General features: G+C 36.4%; 18 protein-coding genes. 4 read left to right on the top strand and 14 right to left on the bottom strand.

Annotated features, from left to right (window positions below; translation table 11 throughout):
• From IJF99_RS05605 to IJF99_RS05595, 3 genes are all read right to left on the bottom strand, one after another.
• On the bottom strand, nt 1-407 hold a 407-nt coding region (locus IJF99_RS05605; protein WP_292792930.1), incomplete at its 3' end, for an aldo/keto reductase.
• 17 nt (nt 408-424) lie between these two features.
• On the bottom strand, nt 425-1,510 hold the full coding sequence (locus IJF99_RS05600; protein WP_292792928.1) for an acyltransferase family protein: 1,086 nt from the start codon (nt 1,508-1,510) through the stop codon (nt 425-427).
• Between the two features lie 5 nt (nt 1,511-1,515).
• A complete protein-coding gene (locus IJF99_RS05595; protein WP_292792926.1) occupies nt 1,516-2,580 on the bottom strand; it encodes an acyltransferase in 1,065 nt (354 codons plus the stop codon).
• Between the two features lie 38 nt (nt 2,581-2,618).
• On the opposite strand from IJF99_RS05595, the gene IJF99_RS05590 reads away from it, so the two are divergent.
• On the top strand, nt 2,619-3,155 hold the full coding sequence (locus IJF99_RS05590) for a DNA-3-methyladenine glycosylase I (protein WP_292792924.1): 537 nt from the start codon (nt 2,619-2,621) through the stop codon (nt 3,153-3,155).
• Here IJF99_RS05590 and IJF99_RS05585 read toward each other — a convergent pair whose 3' ends face one another.
• Genes IJF99_RS05585 through modA form a run of 3 tightly spaced genes read right to left on the bottom strand, consistent with a single transcriptional unit; the run spans nt 3,156 to nt 5,759 of the window.
• The gene (locus IJF99_RS05585) at nt 3,156-4,193 is read right to left on the bottom strand and encodes an ATP-binding cassette domain-containing protein (protein ID WP_292792922.1); all 1,038 of its coding nucleotides are present in this window, start codon (nt 4,191-4,193) and stop codon (nt 3,156-3,158) included. It lies immediately after the preceding gene.
• Nucleotides 4,194-4,215: 22 nt separating this feature from the next.
• Nucleotides 4,216-4,890, bottom strand: coding sequence for a molybdate ABC transporter permease subunit (gene modB, locus IJF99_RS05580; protein ID WP_292792920.1), 675 nt, complete (start codon nt 4,888-4,890; stop codon nt 4,216-4,218).
• Between the two features lie 44 nt (nt 4,891-4,934).
• Nucleotides 4,935-5,759: a molybdate ABC transporter substrate-binding protein gene (gene modA / locus IJF99_RS05575; protein ID WP_292792918.1), complete on the bottom strand. Its 825-nt coding sequence runs from the start codon at nt 5,757-5,759 to the stop codon at nt 4,935-4,937.
• Nucleotides 5,760-5,982: 223 nt separating this feature from the next.
• Here modA and IJF99_RS05570 point away from each other — a divergent pair, with 223 nt between their 5' ends.
• Nucleotides 5,983-6,390 carry a pyridoxamine 5'-phosphate oxidase family protein gene (locus tag IJF99_RS05570; protein ID WP_292792916.1) on the top strand — a complete coding sequence of 136 codons (408 nt, stop codon included), beginning with the start codon at nt 5,983-5,985 and terminating at the stop codon, nt 6,388-6,390.
• Nucleotides 6,391-6,404: 14 nt separating this feature from the next.
• Here IJF99_RS05570 and IJF99_RS05565 read toward each other — a convergent pair whose 3' ends face one another.
• The 4 genes from IJF99_RS05565 to IJF99_RS05555 all read right to left on the bottom strand — a co-directional run bounded on the left by IJF99_RS05565 (nt 6,405) and on the right by IJF99_RS05555 (nt 10,179).
• Nucleotides 6,405-7,124: a carboxymuconolactone decarboxylase family protein gene (locus IJF99_RS05565; protein ID WP_292792914.1), complete on the bottom strand. Its 720-nt coding sequence runs from the start codon at nt 7,122-7,124 to the stop codon at nt 6,405-6,407.
• Between the two features lie 35 nt (nt 7,125-7,159).
• Nucleotides 7,160-8,329 carry an MFS transporter gene (locus tag IJF99_RS05560; protein ID WP_292792912.1) on the bottom strand — a complete coding sequence of 390 codons (1,170 nt, stop codon included), beginning with the start codon at nt 8,327-8,329 and terminating at the stop codon, nt 7,160-7,162.
• 129 nt (nt 8,330-8,458) lie between these two features.
• Nucleotides 8,459-8,569, bottom strand: a complete 111-nt coding sequence (locus IJF99_RS09495; RefSeq protein ID WP_366931252.1) for a symporter small accessory protein — start codon at nt 8,567-8,569, stop codon at nt 8,459-8,461.
• A complete protein-coding gene (locus tag IJF99_RS05555) occupies nt 8,566-10,179 on the bottom strand; it encodes a sodium:solute symporter (RefSeq protein WP_292792910.1) in 1,614 nt (537 codons plus the stop codon). The genes IJF99_RS09495 and IJF99_RS05555 overlap by 4 nt, the downstream gene beginning before the upstream one ends.
• 236 nt (nt 10,180-10,415) lie before the next feature.
• Between IJF99_RS05555 and IJF99_RS05550 the strand changes: the two genes are divergently transcribed.
• Together IJF99_RS05550 and IJF99_RS05545 are read left to right on the top strand one after the other, a co-directional pair.
• The gene (locus IJF99_RS05550) at nt 10,416-11,717 is read left to right on the top strand and encodes a phenylacetate--CoA ligase family protein (protein ID WP_292792908.1); all 1,302 of its coding nucleotides are present in this window, start codon (nt 10,416-10,418) and stop codon (nt 11,715-11,717) included.
• Nucleotides 11,718-11,725: 8 nt separating this feature from the next.
• On the top strand, nt 11,726-12,157 hold the full coding sequence (locus IJF99_RS05545; protein WP_292792907.1) for an amino acid-binding protein: 432 nt from the start codon (nt 11,726-11,728) through the stop codon (nt 12,155-12,157).
• 70 nt (nt 12,158-12,227) lie between these two features.
• Here IJF99_RS05545 and IJF99_RS05540 read toward each other — a convergent pair whose 3' ends face one another.
• From IJF99_RS05540 to IJF99_RS05525, 4 genes are all read right to left on the bottom strand, one after another.
• Nucleotides 12,228-12,506, bottom strand: coding sequence for a hypothetical protein (locus IJF99_RS05540; protein ID WP_292792905.1), 279 nt, complete (start codon nt 12,504-12,506; stop codon nt 12,228-12,230).
• Between the two features lie 53 nt (nt 12,507-12,559).
• Nucleotides 12,560-13,144, bottom strand: a complete 585-nt coding sequence (locus IJF99_RS05535; protein ID WP_292792903.1) for an indolepyruvate oxidoreductase subunit beta — start codon at nt 13,142-13,144, stop codon at nt 12,560-12,562.
• A 4-nt stretch (nt 13,145-13,148) separates the two neighbouring features.
• Nucleotides 13,149-15,041: an indolepyruvate ferredoxin oxidoreductase subunit alpha gene (iorA, locus tag IJF99_RS05530; RefSeq protein ID WP_292792901.1), complete on the bottom strand. Its 1,893-nt coding sequence runs from the start codon at nt 15,039-15,041 to the stop codon at nt 13,149-13,151.
• Nucleotides 15,042-15,266: 225 nt separating this feature from the next.
• The gene (locus tag IJF99_RS05525) at nt 15,267-16,724 is read right to left on the bottom strand and encodes a pectate lyase-like adhesive domain-containing protein (RefSeq protein ID WP_292792899.1); all 1,458 of its coding nucleotides are present in this window, start codon (nt 16,722-16,724) and stop codon (nt 15,267-15,269) included.
• Between the last annotated feature and the right edge of the window lie 18 nt (nt 16,725-16,742).

The following is a 16,742-nucleotide window of genomic DNA, read 5'->3' as shown; positions in this document are numbered from 1 at the left end:
TGTCCTTCTTCCTTTTTCTTTTGAATAAATGAGAACAGATCAACATTTTTCCATGCATTTTCAGTTAATCCGCTTACATTATGCAGCATGTAATAATCAATGTAGTCCACACCGCAATTCTCCAGCTGTTGTTTGAAAATAGGTTCCAATTGTGATTCTTCAGTAATAATAAATAAAGGCAATTTTGTTGCAATTTTAAATGATTCACGTGGATATCTGTCCACAACACATTTCTTAAAAGCCTGTTCGCCAATTCCTTCATGATAGACAAATGCAGTATCAAAATGGTTAAATCCCGCATCCATATACGCATCCACCATTTTATTAACCTGTTCATAATCTATATTCGTAAAATCATTTTCATCCAATAGCGGGAGTCTCATCAATCCCATACCTAATTTAACCATAAAAACACATCCTTTTTTTACTTAGCTCCAATGACCTTATTAATATATGGAACTTTTTCCAATAAATACATAGTTATCATCGAACTTATGACAATCAAAATGAAAATTTCCATAAAGTTTGTATAAAACTCATGATATGGAAGAATCTGTGCATAAATACATAAAAACAAACCTTGAATCAAATAAATGCCATAACTGTATTTGGCAATGTCAAAAACGATTCTTCTGAATAATTTATCTAATCGACTGCTGAAATTTAAGTTAATATTTAATTTATGGAAATTCTTGAACAGCAGAAATATTCCTGCAACTTCCACCGATAAGAATATGGAATATCTGTTTACAGTGTGAAACTGGCTGGTTGTGGAATTCATTGTCACATTAACCATTGTTAAAGCGGCGGAAATTAAAATTAAAGCTATGGCAAAATACGGATTGTTAAGAAGTTCCCGTTCAGTGTGTCTTAGATAATATCCTAAAACGACAAGACCAATTGGGCTTGTGAAGTATGATAACTTAATCGGAAAATCGATATTGATAGTGAAATCAAATAAACATGTTATCAGCCAGAATACCAAAAAATATTCCGCTTCAGCCAAATCGGCATGCAGCAGCCATTTATTGAATATTGGCATGATTAGATAAGTGCCCAATATCATCCAAAAGAACCAATAAGATGTGAATCCCGATGTGGTGGCCATGAAAACCCCTCTCATGAATGAAAGAATCGAATTTATATCGAAATAGAATATAAATTTAAATCCGAAATAATAGGAGATTACGATTGCAATTATTCCGGCCACCAGTCCCCAAAAGATGAATGGCCCTACAATTCTTGGAATCCTCTTTCCTAAAAATTCCCTGATTGTCCAGACTCGGCCCAGGGACAGCGCTCCGGCCAGCATTAAAAATAAATCCACGCCAAACCTGAAGCAGTTTCCGGTAATCTGTGAAAAGATCCATCTTAAAGAGGGCATGACACTATATTCAGCCATCACATGCATTCTTGTAACCGCATAAACATGGACAACAATTACTGACAGTATTGCTGCCGCCCTTAGCGCATCCAAGTAAAAAATGCGTTTTGATTTTTCCACTGCCATACTGCTTATTTAACCCCACTGCCTATTTTCAGAACTGGAATTTTGCTCATAACATAAATCAAAGCCCAAGACATGCCAATGAGAATTACCGCGGAAATCGGGAAGTAAACAAAAATGTTCTTGTAACGCCACCCGTGCATAAATCCTTTTTCCGCCAAGTATAGCAGAAGGATATAATGGGAGAAATAAATTCCGAAACTGCATGAACTGAATGTCACTATGATTTTTCCGAGAGTCTGCTCTTTTAGAGGCTTTATCCTGTCTGAAATCATTTTGACATCAGCGTATTTGAATGCAATAAATATTCCCATGGTTTCCATTACAACGAATATATCAAACAGGTCAACCGGTGCCAAAGAGAATCCTCCCAGTCCCTTATAATAAATCTTTAAGAAATGACCAGTAATTCCAATAATAAACATTAAAACTCCCAGGAAAAACATTTTATTGTTTGAAAGCTTGAATTCATGATTATGAATGTATGAACCTAAGATAAAGTAACCCAATACCGGGAAAAAGTTGAATATGACCCTGAAGTCATGTTTTATGTGTTGGTCATTGAAAAAACCTACAGCAACAAGCAATGACAATATGATAGTAATTATAATCAAATATCTTGAACCGAAATCCCCATATTCTCTGATGAAACTGCTTAAGACAGGAATCAATAAATAAACACCAATTAATGACCATATAAACCAGAACAATTCACATAGAGGATGGATTCCGAATGTTATTTCATATGCATATTGCAATGTGAATTGATAATGCCATATTAAAACCCCTAAAATCATATAAACAATAATCCAAAAGGCAAAAGGTAAGAAAACACGCTTAAATCTCTTTTCTAAAAATTGTTTAATATCATGTTTTCTTGTCAGGAGCAATGCTCCGCTTACAGTAAAAAACAAGGGGACGCCTATTCTTGTTAAAGAAAAAACAACCGAACCAACCTGCCAACTTTGAAAATCATGTGAAAACATGCGTATCAAATGACCCAAAACTACTAAAATAATGGCTAAAGACCTCACTTCATCTAAATATAAAATACGATTAGGGGAAATTTTCATAAATAAATATTTAAATTAAGTTCGTAATAAGTATTTTTATGACTAAAACACGGTGCTCATGGGCAGGACCCGAAGAAATATACATCAGATATCATGATGAGGAATGGGGAATTCCAACCCATGATGATAAAGAGCTATTTGAAATGCTGGTGTTGGAATCATTTCAGGCAGGGCTGTCATGGATTACAATTCTTAAAAAGCGCGACAACTTTAAAGAGGCCTTTGATGATTTTGACATTGAAAAGGTGGCCAGTTATGATGAAAATAAAATCGAGGACCTCCGTTCAAATAAAGGGATAATTCGCCACAAAGGAAAAATCGCCTCAGCAGTAAACAATGCTAAAATTTTTATCGAAATACAGAAAGAGTTCGGAAGCTTTGATTCATATATCTGGAGTTTTACTGATGGTGAAATCATAAAAGGAGAGTATTTAACTGAATCCGATTTATCAAAAAGCATTTCGAATGATTTGAAAAAACGAGGCATGAAGTTTGTCGGCCCGACAATAATCTATTCCTATTTGGAGTCAATCGGCATTATCGATAACCATCAGGAGAACTGTTTTAGATATTAACTATTCTTCCAGCAATATTATATTTTTAGGGTCTATTCTCAAATACTTGGGAATCACGAATTCATGTTCACGCATCTGCTTTTCACATTTCCACCACAAGCCATTGGCTAATGTTATCTCCCATTCAAAAGGCATTTCCAACAATGCTGCATTTTCCGTGTCAAATGCATTAACATCATCTTTCTGGGCAGGATGAAAATCATGCGCCCTTATGCCGATATGTGTGATATTCGGTGAAATCTTTTCAGATGTCTCCAATTCAAGTCCCCACTTTAAAGATTTGATATGATAATCGTCTATAACTTCAATTTCAGAAATATTTTTACATCCTGTAAGTCTTGCAACCTCGACTTTTTTCGGATTCTCGAACACCTCATGAGTGTGGCCCTTTGCTATAATCTTGCCCTCATCCAGTATAATCAGTTCATCGCAAAACTGGAATGCCTCATCACGGTCATGAGTAACAAGAACTGAAAACCCGTCGAAATCCTTCAGTGAATTTACAAGTTCAATACGTAACTGCTCTTTTAGATAGGTATCCATAGCACTGAAAGGCTCATCCAATAATATGACATCAGGCCCATAAGCCAATATGCGGGCTAAAGCCACCCTTTGCTGCTGGCCTCCAGACAACTGTCGAGGATATCTCTTTTCAAGACCTTCCAAGTGAAAGCGCCTGATCATGTCAGACACTTCTTTAGGGTCATGATTTTTAGGCAAACCAACGGCAATGTTTTCTTCAACTGTCATGTTTGGGAATAATGCGTAATTTTGAAATAAGTAACCCACATTTCTTTTTTGAGGTTTTAAATTAATTCTTTTATCGGAATCAAAATAAACTGTTTCTTCGTCTGCGGTTAAGCTTACAACCCCTTTATCAGGATTTATAATGCCTGCAATTGATTTCAGAGTCATGCTTTTTCCACAACCTGAAGGTCCAAGAATGCCCAGACATCCTTTTTTCAATTCAAAATCAACTTCCAAGTCGAATTCCTTAAGTTTCTTTTGAATGTTTACCTTTAACAATTTATTTTTCATAATCCCCCTCTAGAAAAGAAAATCATCTCCATTGTTTCTCCTTACGTATAGTAAAGTAATCCATAATAAAAATAGCTATAAACGATATGAAAATAATTACTATTACATAATTAAAAGCTTCTCCCATATTTCCAGCTGCCACTTCCGAATAAACAGCCATAGGGAGAGTTCTAGTTTGTCCGGCAATATTTCCCGCAAGCATTGCGGTAGCGCCGAACTCGCCTAAACCACGGGCATATGCAAGAATTCCTCCACTGACAATCCCTGGCAGGGCATTTGCAAATAAAACTTTCCAGAAAATTTTCCATTCGGACATGCCTAAAGTACGGCCGGCATCCAATAAGTTTGAATCAACCTGCTCGAATGCTCCTCGAGCGGAACGATACATTAAAGGAAAAGACATGACCACCGCTGCAATGACGGTTGCGGGCCATGAAAAAACTATCTTCAAAGCAAAAAAATCTAAAAAAAACTTACCGATAGGTCCCCTGACACCAAAAATATACAACAGGAAGAACCCTACTACAGTAGGGGGCAATACAATCGGCAATGTGAAAATGCCGTCGAGCACTATCTTTGTTGTGTCATTTTTGATTTTGACAATACCCCATGCAACAATCAAGCCTATAAAAAATGTTATAAGGATTGATAAACTTGCAGTTTTCATTGAAATGAAAATAGGGGACCAATCAGTCATGTCTTTATCACCTATAATATTTTTGTGACTAATGCATATTAAACCTATTCATGAATAGTGAATCCATAGTCAACAAATACATCTTTAGCTTCTTGTGTTTGTAAGAAGTCTAAGAATGCTTGTGTAGCTTCTGAATCAGTTGAGTTTTTGAGTGCGGCTACCGGATAGATGACTGGAGTTTTTAAAGCATCTTCAGGAGCTTCGCAAATCACTTTAACATCTTCAGTGGATTTTGCATCAGTAGCATATACAATACCGCAATCAGCAGATCCTTGAGCTACTTGATTTAATACAGCAGTTACATCAGTACCTAATGATAATTTAGATTCAACATCATCCCAGATACCAGTGTTGTTTAATACTTCTTGAGCATATTGTCCTGCAGGTACTGATTCAGGATCACCAATGGCAATGTTACCTTCCACATCTTTTAAATCTTCAAATGAAGAGATATTGGAATCAGAGTCTGCCGGCACGATTAAAACAACTTTGTTTTCCAAGAATTGAAGATTGGTTTCATTATCAATTAAATCTTCTTCAACTAAGGCATTCATCTGTTTATTAGCAGCAGACATGAATACATCCGCTTCTAAACCATTTTCAATTTGAGTCTGCAAATCCCCACTTGAAGCATAGGTTGCGGTTACTTTTACACCAGGATACTTTTCTTCAAACATAGGGATTAACTTATCATCAAAAGCATTTTTTAAACTTGCTGCAGCAGCCAAATTAACTTCTTGTCCATCCAAATCCGCATTGGCACTGTCTCCTCCGAGAAAATCAAACCATCCTGCAGAACATGAACCTACGCTAACTACAACTACTGCCACCAAAATAGCAACAAATAATAATTTTTTCATAGATTTCATAATTAATCTTCCTTTTGAATAATTTTTAAATCGATGTGAATATCAATTCACATATATAATATTCAAATAAATCTATATAAAAGTTTTGTTATGAACGAAAGACACAAAAAATGTTCATGATTAAAAAAAGGAATTATGGTGAATTTCATATCATCAAATATAAGAGATTACTATAGAACTTTAAATAGGAATTAAACTATAAAATCTAATAGAGGTATAAAAAATGTCAAATATAGAAAAAATAGATGAAATCTTAACCAAATCAGAAGAGTTTTACCTTGCAACTGTAGACGGAGACAGACCTAAAGTCAGACCATTAGGCTTCCACCTATTATTTGATGGCAAAATCTACTTTGGAGTGGGAACCCATAAAGATGTCTACAAACAAATGGAAGCTAATCCAAATGTGGAAATTGCAGCATGGGATGGAGAACATTTCTTAAGATACTACGGAATAGCTGATTTGACCAAAAATGAAACAGTAGTTGAAAAAGCATTTGAACTCATGCCTGAAATAGCTGAAGCATACAAAGCCAACAACTGGGAAATGGGAGTGTTTTTCCTTAACGATGCAACAGCTGAAATCAGAAACATGTTTGCAATTGAAGAGTCTTACGAATTCAAATATTAAGGGAAAAATTTCCCTTAATCACAAATTTCATTAACAATAGCAAGAGCATTCAAAGTTCTTGGAAAACCAATATACGGCAACATGACTGTTATTGCTGAAACTAATTTTTCCTTATCGTTACCAACACTTAAATTACCCTGAGTATGGCCTCTTAACTGATTTTCACAACCGCCCAATGTTGCAATGAAAGTGAATGTTATTAACTCCCTTTGTTGGTCGTTTAAGCCATCACGGGTGTAAAAGTCACCGAAGCAGTACCCTTCAAGAAATGTGTTGAAGTGCTGCTGACCCTCAGGGGCATTGTCGTTCATTGCCTGAATCATTTCAACACCAAAATACCTGTCTTGGATTTCACGGCCTTTCTGATGCCTGTCTTCAGCGGTTGTGTTTGACCTGTTTTCCAAAGGCATTTCAATTCCCTTTTTGTCAAACACCTTTATTACAACTCCGAAAAAATTGTGGGCGCATCCAAAACCGACATACGCAACGGACTGATAAAGAAGTTCCTTAACTTCACATGGAGTTATATATTTATCCAAAGCTGAAATCAGAATCTTTTTAAAAGCTTTTGGAGATTGGCATGCAATTAATGAAGCCAATGTGACAAGGACAGTGTCCTTTTCATTTAAAGTAGAATACTCAAAGACCTCTCCATAGGCAAAATTTTCAAAAATCTCATGAAATTCAGGGTCGTTTTTCTCAATTTTTTCAAAATTAGCGAATAATTCCTTCATGGAACTACTTTAAAAAAGAAAGTTAATAATATTTTCTAATTTCTTAGGGAATACAAGCATATCGGCAAAGCGAACAATGTGATTACTGATGAAATTAGATACAAGGGAGCGTAACCCGTACCTGCAGAGACAAAACAGCCCAATAATGCCGGCCCGAATCCCATTGTCGCATCACAAAATATGAAAAACGTTGACAAGGCATAGGAACGGCGATGTTCAGGAGTGTTTCTTGTAATGATTGCAGTGCATGCAGAATTCAGAGTTCCGAATCCCAACGCCGCACAAACCGCACAGAGTATAACAGTGATGTTTGACGGTGCAACCGCAATTAGGAACAGCCCTAGTGATTGGGCGATAATTCCCACAACACAAACAATCTTATCTCCGCCGTTATCCTGAATTCTGCCGGCCAATGGCCTTGTTATAACCAGGCAAATCGAATATATAATGAAAAACCATGAAAATACTGCTGTCAGATTAACTTCAACTGCATATAACCTATAAAATGATAATATTGATACATAACCCAAGCTTGTAAGGGCTGTGAAAAATGAAACCGGAACCGCTCCGTATTCAATAACCTTTTCAAGGCCGGAATATGTTCTATCATCAGCGGTCTTTTCTTTTGTATCGTATTTGTCAATGTCCAATAAAAGAATGAATATTAATGCCAATGCTGAAAAGACACTGGCCGCTATAAAACATCCTGTAGAACCTGAAATGTCATATAGAAAACCGCCAATGAACGGTCCGAGACCTACGGCTATTGTAGTCCCAAGCATAAAGTACCCGAATGCTTCTGAAAAACGTTTTTTGGGTAAAACTGCTGTTGCTATTGTTACAATTGCATTGGCAGATGCTCCAAAACCGATTCCATGAATAAATCTGACAATAATCAGCAATGTGACATTATCCTCTATAAAATACAGCAGACATGCTAGAAAATGAATGCTCATGAAGACTAGAGCTATTTTTCTCCAGCCAATTCTCTCTAATGCATCACCGGAGTAGATCCTTGAGCATAAACCTCCAAAAACATATATCCCTGAAACCAAACCCGCAACAGTTGCGGTCGAACCCATTGCGGTTGCATACTCAGTTACTGTTGACATTAATGCATACATTACAAGAGCTGTGAAGAGTAACGATGCGAATATCAAGAAAAATGATTTTGTAAAAATTTTTTCGGATTCAGTGGCTGTCATTAATGAAAACTATGTTATTTATTATTAATAAAATTTTTAAAAATGAGGATTTGCGAAAACCGTCTCTAAAATTAAAAAAAAAGAAGGGATTTGATTAATTGAGCATGCAGTCCCTATCATGCCTCTAAATCAATCTCCTTTATTCCAGTTTACTGCACCGTAAACAACACATAAAAGTGTGGATAAGATAATTCCCAGATATACTCCCCAAATCATTGGGTCTTCAATTCCTAAAATCATCTTGCATCACTTCCTTTTTTGCCTATGTTTGAAAAGGCTTTATCAACAACATCCTGAGCCGGAGGTTTGGTAAGCAAACTCACGACAATGGTAAATACTGCAGATACAGGCACAGCTATTAACATTACGTCAATGAAAGGCCATGGCGCTGCAGACAATAATGTGTCCACTCCAAATATGAATTTGCATAATCCGAGTCCTGTTGCTGTTTTTGCAAATACAAACACCATCCAGAATATGCTCACTAATGTTCCGGACAATATTCCTGCAATGGCTCCGAGTCTTGTGATTCCTTTCCAGTAAAGTGCTCCTAAAAATACCGGCAGGAATGCTGCTGCGCAGATTTCAAAGAACAGACTTGTTCCAAGAGCGACTACACTTCCAGGAAGTGAGAACGCCATGACTAATGCCAGAATAATGGCTATTAGTATACCTACTCTTGAAATGCTTACTTGGTCTAATTTTTGTTTGGATTTTTCTCTTATGGTTCCATAAATATCCACACCGAATGCAGTCCCCTGGGTGTGCAGTTGTGAAGATATTGTTGACATTGCGGCCGCAATCAAGGATAAAAGGAATATGTATACAAACCATTCAGGCAGCGCCATTGTAATGAATGTTGGAATAATCTTATCGATGTTTCCTCCGACCACATCAACGGCTATTTTGCCCAATTTGTCGAAGAAGTATACGTTTGAAAGTGATCCTACTATATAAGCGGTTGTCGGCATTATTGCTATGAATATTCCCCCGATGAGAACTGACCTGTTCAGTTCCTTATCGGATTTTACTGTCATGAATCTTACGATTAATGAAGGCTGTGCGAGCACCCCGATTCCTACACCGATTAAAGTGGATGATACAAGTGACCACCAGAACGGTGTTCCGAACGTTGGGAACGATGTCCATCCCGTACCACCGGTGGCGGTGGCTTCCGCAGGATATAAGCTAACCATATTTGTTAAAGCTGTGTTTGCAGTGTCCACTCCTCCAAGCAACCAATATACAAATACAAGCAGGAATATCATTGCGACAACCATGATTGTTCCCTGCAATGCATCTGTATACATTACGCCACGGATTCCGCCGAACAATACATAAAATGTAATAATAATTGACAATATTAAAAGAGCAATGCTGAAATCAATCAATAATGATGATTCCAAAAATCTTGCAGCTCCGATTAATACTACAGCCGCATATAGTGGCATTGCACAGAAAATTATCAATCCTGAAACATAATGGATGAATTTGGAATCGAAACGTTTTCCTAAGAATTCAGGAAATGTTAGAGATCCTAATGCATGCCCCATACGTCGGGTTCTTTTTCCTAAAAATACAAATGCGATAAATACGCCGATAATAATATTCAAGAATGCAAGCCATAATACGCTCATTCCATATTGACCTGCAACTCCCCCAAAACCGACAATAGCTGCTGTCGAAATAAATGTTGCCCCATAACTCATTGCCATGATGAATGGGTGTGTGTCTTTTCCAGCAATCATAAAGTCTTCAGAGGAATTGGTTTTTTTATAAGCGTAATATCCTACAAAAACAAGCGCGAATATGTACACTATGAATATTATTGCTAAAATCATTACGTCCATAAATAATTACCTCTACCCAAAAATATTAACATTAGTAATATTACATTTATAATTATTTAAAATGAGAATATTTAAACATTACTATTATATACATTGATGTACAGATATGTACATCATTTGGCAATTACGATAATCAGATAATCCTGAAAAAAATTAAACAACATAACAAAGTTTAATAATCAACCAATGTAAAAATTAAACATATTGAAAAAAAAAATTGTTAAGATAGGGATACTATGTTTTGGAATGAAAAAGCAGAATGTATGAACAAAGAAGAAAAAGAAAAAATACAGCTAGAAAGACTACAAAAGACTGTAAAACTCGCATATGAGAATGTAGAGTTTTATAAAAAACGATTTGACGAAGCAGGTTTGAAACCGGAAGACATTAAAACATTAAAAGACATTGAAAAAATTCCATTTACAACAAAAAGCGACCTCAGAGAAGCATATCCTTTAGGACTTCTTGCAGTTCCGCGTGAAGAAATTGTGGAAGTGCACGCATCTTCAGGAACAACAGGAAAACCGACCGTAACCGCATACACCCAAAACGACCTTGACATTTGGGGAGAATGCATAGCACGTGGACTTAAAATGGCAGGTGCTGAAAAAGACTACATTATCCAAAATGCATACGGATACGGCCTGTTCACAGGAGGATTCGGTATCCACCACGGAGGAAACAAGATGGGTGCAATCACCATCCCCATCTCAGCAGGCAACACCAAAAGACAACTTGACACAATGGTCGATTTTCAAAGTGATATCCTGACATGTACTCCCTCTTATGCAATGTACCTTGGAGAATCAAGGGAAAAAGCCGGAATTCCATTAGAAGACATTAATTTAAAGGCAGGAATTCACGGAGCTGAAATGTGGACCGACGAGATGAGAAAAAGAATTGAAGCATCCCTCGGAATGAAAACATATAACATTTACGGCTTAACAGAAGTAATGGGGCCTGGTGTAGCACAGGAATGCGGTGAACAAAACGGAATGCACATTCAAGATGACTTATTCTATCCGGAAATTATTAATTCAGAAACTGGTGAAACCCTGGATTACGGTGAGAAAGGAGAGCTCGTATTGACATCCTTAACAAAAACAGGAATGCCAATTTTAAGATTCAGAACCAAAGATTTGACATCACTTATTTCTGAAAAATGCGAATGCGGAAGAACAACAGTCAGAATGACAAGAATCACCGGCAGAAGTGACGACATGCTAAAAATCAAAGGAGTCATGGTGTTCCCTTCCCAAATTGAAAAAGCATTGCTTAAAGTCAGCGGCATTAGCCCTAACTACATGATTCATGTAACAAGACCTGACATTTTAGATGAAGTGGAAGTTAAGGTAGAAGCCACCAAAGAACTGTTCTCCGATGAAATGAAAGAGATGGAAAGAGTTGAAAAACAAATCCAAGCATCTATCAGATCAGAAACCGGAATTAGAGTAGATGTAAGTATTGTTGAACCGGAATCACTTCCAAGAAGTGAAGGTAAAGCTGTTCGTGTAATTGATGAAAGGAATTTTGAGTAGGTGAGAAAATGGCAGTTAAACAGATTTCAATTTTTGTTGAAAACAAAGAAGGAAGAATTAAAAAAGCAATTGATACTCTAGCAAAAGAAAACATTAACATTCGTGCTTTATCAATTGCAGACACTACAAAATACGGAATTTTAAGGTTGATTGTTTCTGACAACGAAAAAGCAATTGAAGCCCTTGAAAAAGATGGTTTTATTGTCAAAGAAAATGAAGTGCTTCTTTTAACAGTGCCTGACAGACCTAATGGACTGAACTCAACATTAGCAGTGTTTGATGAAAAAGGAATTAATTTGGAATATTTATATGCTTTTGTAAGCAGCAAAACAGACGAAGCTATTGTTGTAATGAGATTGGAAAATATGGAAAAGGCTGTTGAAGCATTAGAAGCTAAAAACATTAAAATTTTAGAAACAGAAGATATCAAAGATTTATAGAAAAGATTAACTTCTTTTCTAAACTTATTTTTTTAACAGATTTTTAAAAATAGTAAAAAAAGAAAAATAGCTAGAATTCTTTTAGTAGATTAGCTATATCCTCTTTTGAGTAACCTAAACGTACGAAAAGACTTTTCAATGGTTCATTTTCAGGAATTTTACCCAGTTCTCTCCAGCTTTTGAAGTCATTAGTCAAAATACCATTGATTAAAAGCTGAATTGTGATTAAATCATCACTTTTAATAGCGATGAAAGCATCTTCATCTTTGAAGATATTTTCTGGATCAATCAAGGTTACTTTCCCATTCTTATCTTTTTTTACAATAGCATTGTCAATTTTGTAAGCCATAATACCACAACTTCTAATTAATTAATAATATTGATACAAATACTATATAAAATTTAACCTTTGATGGATTTATAACCACTTTCAATTGCCTTTAAATTCATTTCATGGAATTTAGGTTTTAGATTATTTTTCATTGCTTCAATAACAGATTCCTTTGTAAGCGGGAATTTCTCATCAGCAGTAACTGCCCCTAAAAGAACCATGTTTAAAGATAAAACGCTTCCGGCATCAATGGCCAATTGTGTTCCGTCAATTGGAAGCACATGCTTAAAATTTTCCTTCAAGATTTTTGTTATGCCGTCAACATTCGGATATGGCTTATCTGTTGAAGACGGAATAATCGGATGGGTGTTGTAAACAATTTTAGTTTCCTCGTTTACTTTATCAAGCCCTCTTATTGTTTCGACAGGTTCAAAAGAAAGCAACATGTCCGCACCATGATTCGGAATAATGGAAGAGTTGAAACCTCCAATTTTTAATTCTGTAGAAACGGATCCACCTCTTTGAGACATTCCATGAATTTCACTCATCACTACGTCCAGACCCTGATTCATTGCAGCTTCACCAATTATAGTGGAGGTTTTAATGATTCCTTGTCCTCCTACACCACAAATATAAATACAATAATGATTATCCATATTATCACCTACCCGCTTCCAGTGCACCATATTTGCAGACCTGAATACAAACGTTGCATCCGTCACATTGTGCTTTATCTATTGTAATTTTTCCATTGACTTTTGAAATGGCAGGACAAGCCAATTCGCTTACGCATTTGTCACAGTTGTTACAGTTCTTTTCAACTAGCTGTACTGGAGGTTTTTTAGTCAATCCTTTGATTAATGTACATGGAGCTTTAGATATAATGACTGCAGTGTCGTTTCTTTCAAAAGCTTCTTTATAAGTTTTGACAACCTGATCCAAGTTGAACGGATTGATTACGCGTACATAATCACATCCGCAAGCCATAGCAAGTTTACGGATTGAAACTTCAGGCGCCTCATCACCCATTCCGTCAATTGGAATTCCCGGATTAGGCTGACCGCCTGTCATTGCAGTAATCCTGTTATCAAGAACTGTCAGAACAAAATTATGCTTATTGTGAACCGCATTGATTAACGGTGAAACGCCACTATGGAAAAATGTGGAATCGCCAATGAAGCTTGCTACCTTCTGGTCGGTTGAAACTGAAAATCCACAACCGTCACCTACGCTTGAACCCATTGACAGTAAGTAATCGGCTGCATTATACGGAGGATTGATACCTAATGTGTAACATCCGATATCGGATGCGAAAATTACATCCTCAGGTTTTAAACCTAACTCCTCAATCGCCAGATTTATTCCATAATACATCGCCCTGTGAGGACATCCCGCACACAGGACAGGTGCGCGTGAAGGCAAATCCACCTCAAGCTTATTCAAACTTGAAGAATAGGCAGTTTCACTGTCCTGTTTAAAGTTGAATGTCTTATTCAAACCATCGCCAACAACATCTGAGTTGAACTCATGGTATAATGGGAACGTGCCGTCCAGCTTACCATGTACTGTCACATTCAACTTTTCAGCCCCTATAGCGGCTAAAGTGTCTCTTTCAATAATTGGATCAACTTCTTCAACAATGAACACTTCATCAACGCCCTCCAAAAATTCACAGACTTTTTTGCGAGGGAACGGATATGAAAACCCTAATTTTAAGATGTTAATGTCAAGATTGTTGAATTTGCAGACATCATAAGCGTAATTAAATGCACTGCTTGAAGCAATTATTGCATATTTTTTATTATCTGAAAGATTAATTTCCCTATTGAGTTCTGTTTTATCGCTTAATTCTTCAATTTTTCTGATTTTATCCCATAGCCTGATATGCATATCCCCTGCAAATGCCGGAACAGGAACATATTTTGATGGGTCTTTATTGAAGTGACCTCTTTTCCAATGATTATCATTATTTGATGAGTTATCCCTAATGTCTCCAAATTCCACAACACCTCTCATATGGGACACGCGAGTTGTGGTTCTGACAATGACCGGCAGACCAAATTGCTCTGACAAATCAAATGCATATCTAACCATGTCTTTAACTTCCTGACAATTAGACGGTTCTAAAATAGGTACATTGGCTATTCTTGCATAGTTACGTGTGTCCTGTTCGTTTTGAGATGAAAAGAGTGAAGGGTCATCAGCAGATAAAATAACCATTCCACCAGTTACTCCTGAGTATGCTGTGGTCATAAATGAGTCTGCTGCAACATTCATTCCCACATGCTTCATGAATGTGAATGACCTCAAGCCTGAAGCGGCCGCAGTGGCTGCAACCTCCATGGCAACTTTTTCATTAGTGGAAAATTCAAAATAAATATTAGCATCTTTAGCCAATACAGATAACACATTTCCAATTTCTGATGAAGGAGTTCCTGGATAAGTGGCTGCAATAGAAACGCCTGCCTCTATCACTCCTCTAACAGCAGCCTCATTACCTAGTAGAAATTGCTTCTCACCAGATACTCCTGTAACTAATTCTTTTAAATTCATTATTTTTTCCTCAAAAATATCATTTTTAACTATATAATGTATACTACTTCAAAGTATAAATATTATATTCCCCGAAAATTAAATCACAATTTTATAAATTGAAAGAATGCTCTGACCTCCATTATGTCGGAAAGGTTCAATATTTGCTTTGCAAAGCTATGATTGGAGCATTCAAGAAATTTTGTCCGGTTTCCTCAATCAGGCTTTTGTCTTAATCAAATCCAGTTATTTTTTAACTTTAGCTGTTTTTTTAACAGTTAATTTGCCATATTTTGCTAGATATTTGACTTTTTTACCTACTTTGAGTTTTTTAAGGATGCTTTTTTTGATTGTGACTTTTGCAATGCCTTTTGAATTGGTTTTTGCACGGTATGTTTTGCCATTGAATTTGAAAGTGATTTTTTTGCCGTGAATTAATGTTTTGCCTTTTGTCAATTTTGCAGTTAAAACAAGTTTTTTGGCTGATTTTTTGACATTGACTGTTTTTAAAGTCAGTTTCAAATAATTGAATACGCATTTGGAAGCGGTTCCGCCATAAATATCCCTGCCTGCAGTGGAGGCTTTATTATTTGTAAAAGTGCATCTTACCGCTTTAGCACAATGGGTTTTGTCAGAACTGGATGTTCTGAATCCATATATCGCACCGCCTTTACTTGCACTATTCTTTGTAAAGGAGGATCCTTGAATTAAATTATCATAATATCTGATTTCTGAAACCCACTTGCCATTGCTATCGTAATGTCCTGAAGAATCATGGCATCTGAAATAGACCGCACCGCCATACACCGGAGCCTGATTGCCTGTAAATTTGGAATTTTTAATATACAAATTCTTATTAGCGAAAACCGCTCCTCCTTTTTCACCGGCAGTGTTGGAAGTGAATGTGGATGAGGCGATATCAATATTTGAAAAAGCATAGATTGCTCCTCCGCCACGGCCTTTTGCAACATTGTTTTTAAAAACGCAATTATTCACTTTGTCCATTAGAAAACTAAAGCTTGAATTCAAAGTGATTGGAGTTATATAATCTGATTCTTCATCAATATTTCTGTCAGGAAAGAGATTATTGAAAAATGATGTGGATTTTGCAAAGGATAGTGAGAATATGGCTCCTCCGTCTCCACCGGCAGTATTTTTATTGAAATTGGAATTTTTACAGTCCATATATCCCAGGGAGTTAATTGCTCCTCCGCAGTAACGTGCATTGTTATTTGTAAAAGTACATTTGTCTATTGTTAAATTTGCGAAATTAAGTATTGCTCCACCATAATAATTAGTGTATCCGTTTACAAAGTTAATATTTTTTAATGTGACCTTATTGTTTTCTTTTAAACCGAACAATATCATGAAAATTCTGGATTGGGATTTGCCGTCCAATGTGTGCCCGTTACCATCGATGGTTAAATCTTTAGAAATGACGATTCCGCTTTTGAGAAATTCACCATCATATGAGTAATCTCGATCTAGAGTAATTGTTGAACCTTCTGACGCATTAATGATTTTCAATTGAAGGTCGCTGAACGTTCCATCTTCCAGATCGGCACCAAGTTCTTGCGAACTTTCATCAGCCCCAATCATTTGAATTTCATCACTGGTGGCTAATGTATCATTTACATCACCTGCACTGACGCAGGCGACACTAAACAAAAAGACCATCATAAGTATCAATATCTTTAACTTCATAAAAATTACACCCTTTTC

The sequence above is a fragment of the Methanobrevibacter sp. genome, assembly GCF_017406825.1.
Classification (GTDB): Archaea; Methanobacteriota; Methanobacteria; order Methanobacteriales; family Methanobacteriaceae; genus Methanocatella.
The sequence above is the reverse complement of the archived record's forward strand: the minus strand, read 5'-3'. Positions and strand labels throughout refer to the sequence as shown.

Coding starts and splice junctions, on each gene's coding strand:
- IJF99_RS05600 (WP_292792928.1), bottom strand. CDS start 1,510: ATGGCAGTGGAAAAATCAAAACGCATTTTTTACTTGGATGCGCTAAGG.
- IJF99_RS05595 (WP_292792926.1), bottom strand. CDS start 2,580: ATGAAAATTTCCCCTAATCGTATTTTATATTTAGATGAAGTGAGGTCT.
- IJF99_RS05590 (WP_292792924.1), top strand. CDS start 2,619: ATGACTAAAACACGGTGCTCATGGGCAGGACCCGAAGAAATATACATC.
- IJF99_RS05585 (WP_292792922.1), bottom strand. CDS start 4,193: ATGAAAAATAAATTGTTAAAGGTAAACATTCAAAAGAAACTTAAGGAA.
- modB (WP_292792920.1), bottom strand. CDS start 4,890: ATGACTGATTGGTCCCCTATTTTCATTTCAATGAAAACTGCAAGTTTA.
- modA (WP_292792918.1), bottom strand. CDS start 5,759: ATGAAATCTATGAAAAAATTATTATTTGTTGCTATTTTGGTGGCAGTA.
- IJF99_RS05570 (WP_292792916.1), top strand. CDS start 5,983: ATGTCAAATATAGAAAAAATAGATGAAATCTTAACCAAATCAGAAGAG.
- IJF99_RS05565 (WP_292792914.1), bottom strand. CDS start 7,124: ATGAAGGAATTATTCGCTAATTTTGAAAAAATTGAGAAAAACGACCCT.
- IJF99_RS05560 (WP_292792912.1), bottom strand. CDS start 8,329: ATGACAGCCACTGAATCCGAAAAAATTTTTACAAAATCATTTTTCTTG.
- IJF99_RS09495 (WP_366931252.1), bottom strand. CDS start 8,569: ATGATTTTAGGAATTGAAGACCCAATGATTTGGGGAGTATATCTGGGA.
- IJF99_RS05555 (WP_292792910.1), bottom strand. CDS start 10,179: ATGGACGTAATGATTTTAGCAATAATATTCATAGTGTACATATTCGCG.
- IJF99_RS05550 (WP_292792908.1), top strand. CDS start 10,416: ATGTTTTGGAATGAAAAAGCAGAATGTATGAACAAAGAAGAAAAAGAA.
- IJF99_RS05545 (WP_292792907.1), top strand. CDS start 11,726: ATGGCAGTTAAACAGATTTCAATTTTTGTTGAAAACAAAGAAGGAAGA.
- IJF99_RS05540 (WP_292792905.1), bottom strand. CDS start 12,506: ATGGCTTACAAAATTGACAATGCTATTGTAAAAAAAGATAAGAATGGG.
- IJF99_RS05535 (WP_292792903.1), bottom strand. CDS start 13,144: ATGGATAATCATTATTGTATTTATATTTGTGGTGTAGGAGGACAAGGA.
- iorA (WP_292792901.1), bottom strand. CDS start 15,041: ATGAATTTAAAAGAATTAGTTACAGGAGTATCTGGTGAGAAGCAATTT.
- IJF99_RS05525 (WP_292792899.1), bottom strand. CDS start 16,724: ATGAAGTTAAAGATATTGATACTTATGATGGTCTTTTTGTTTAGTGTC.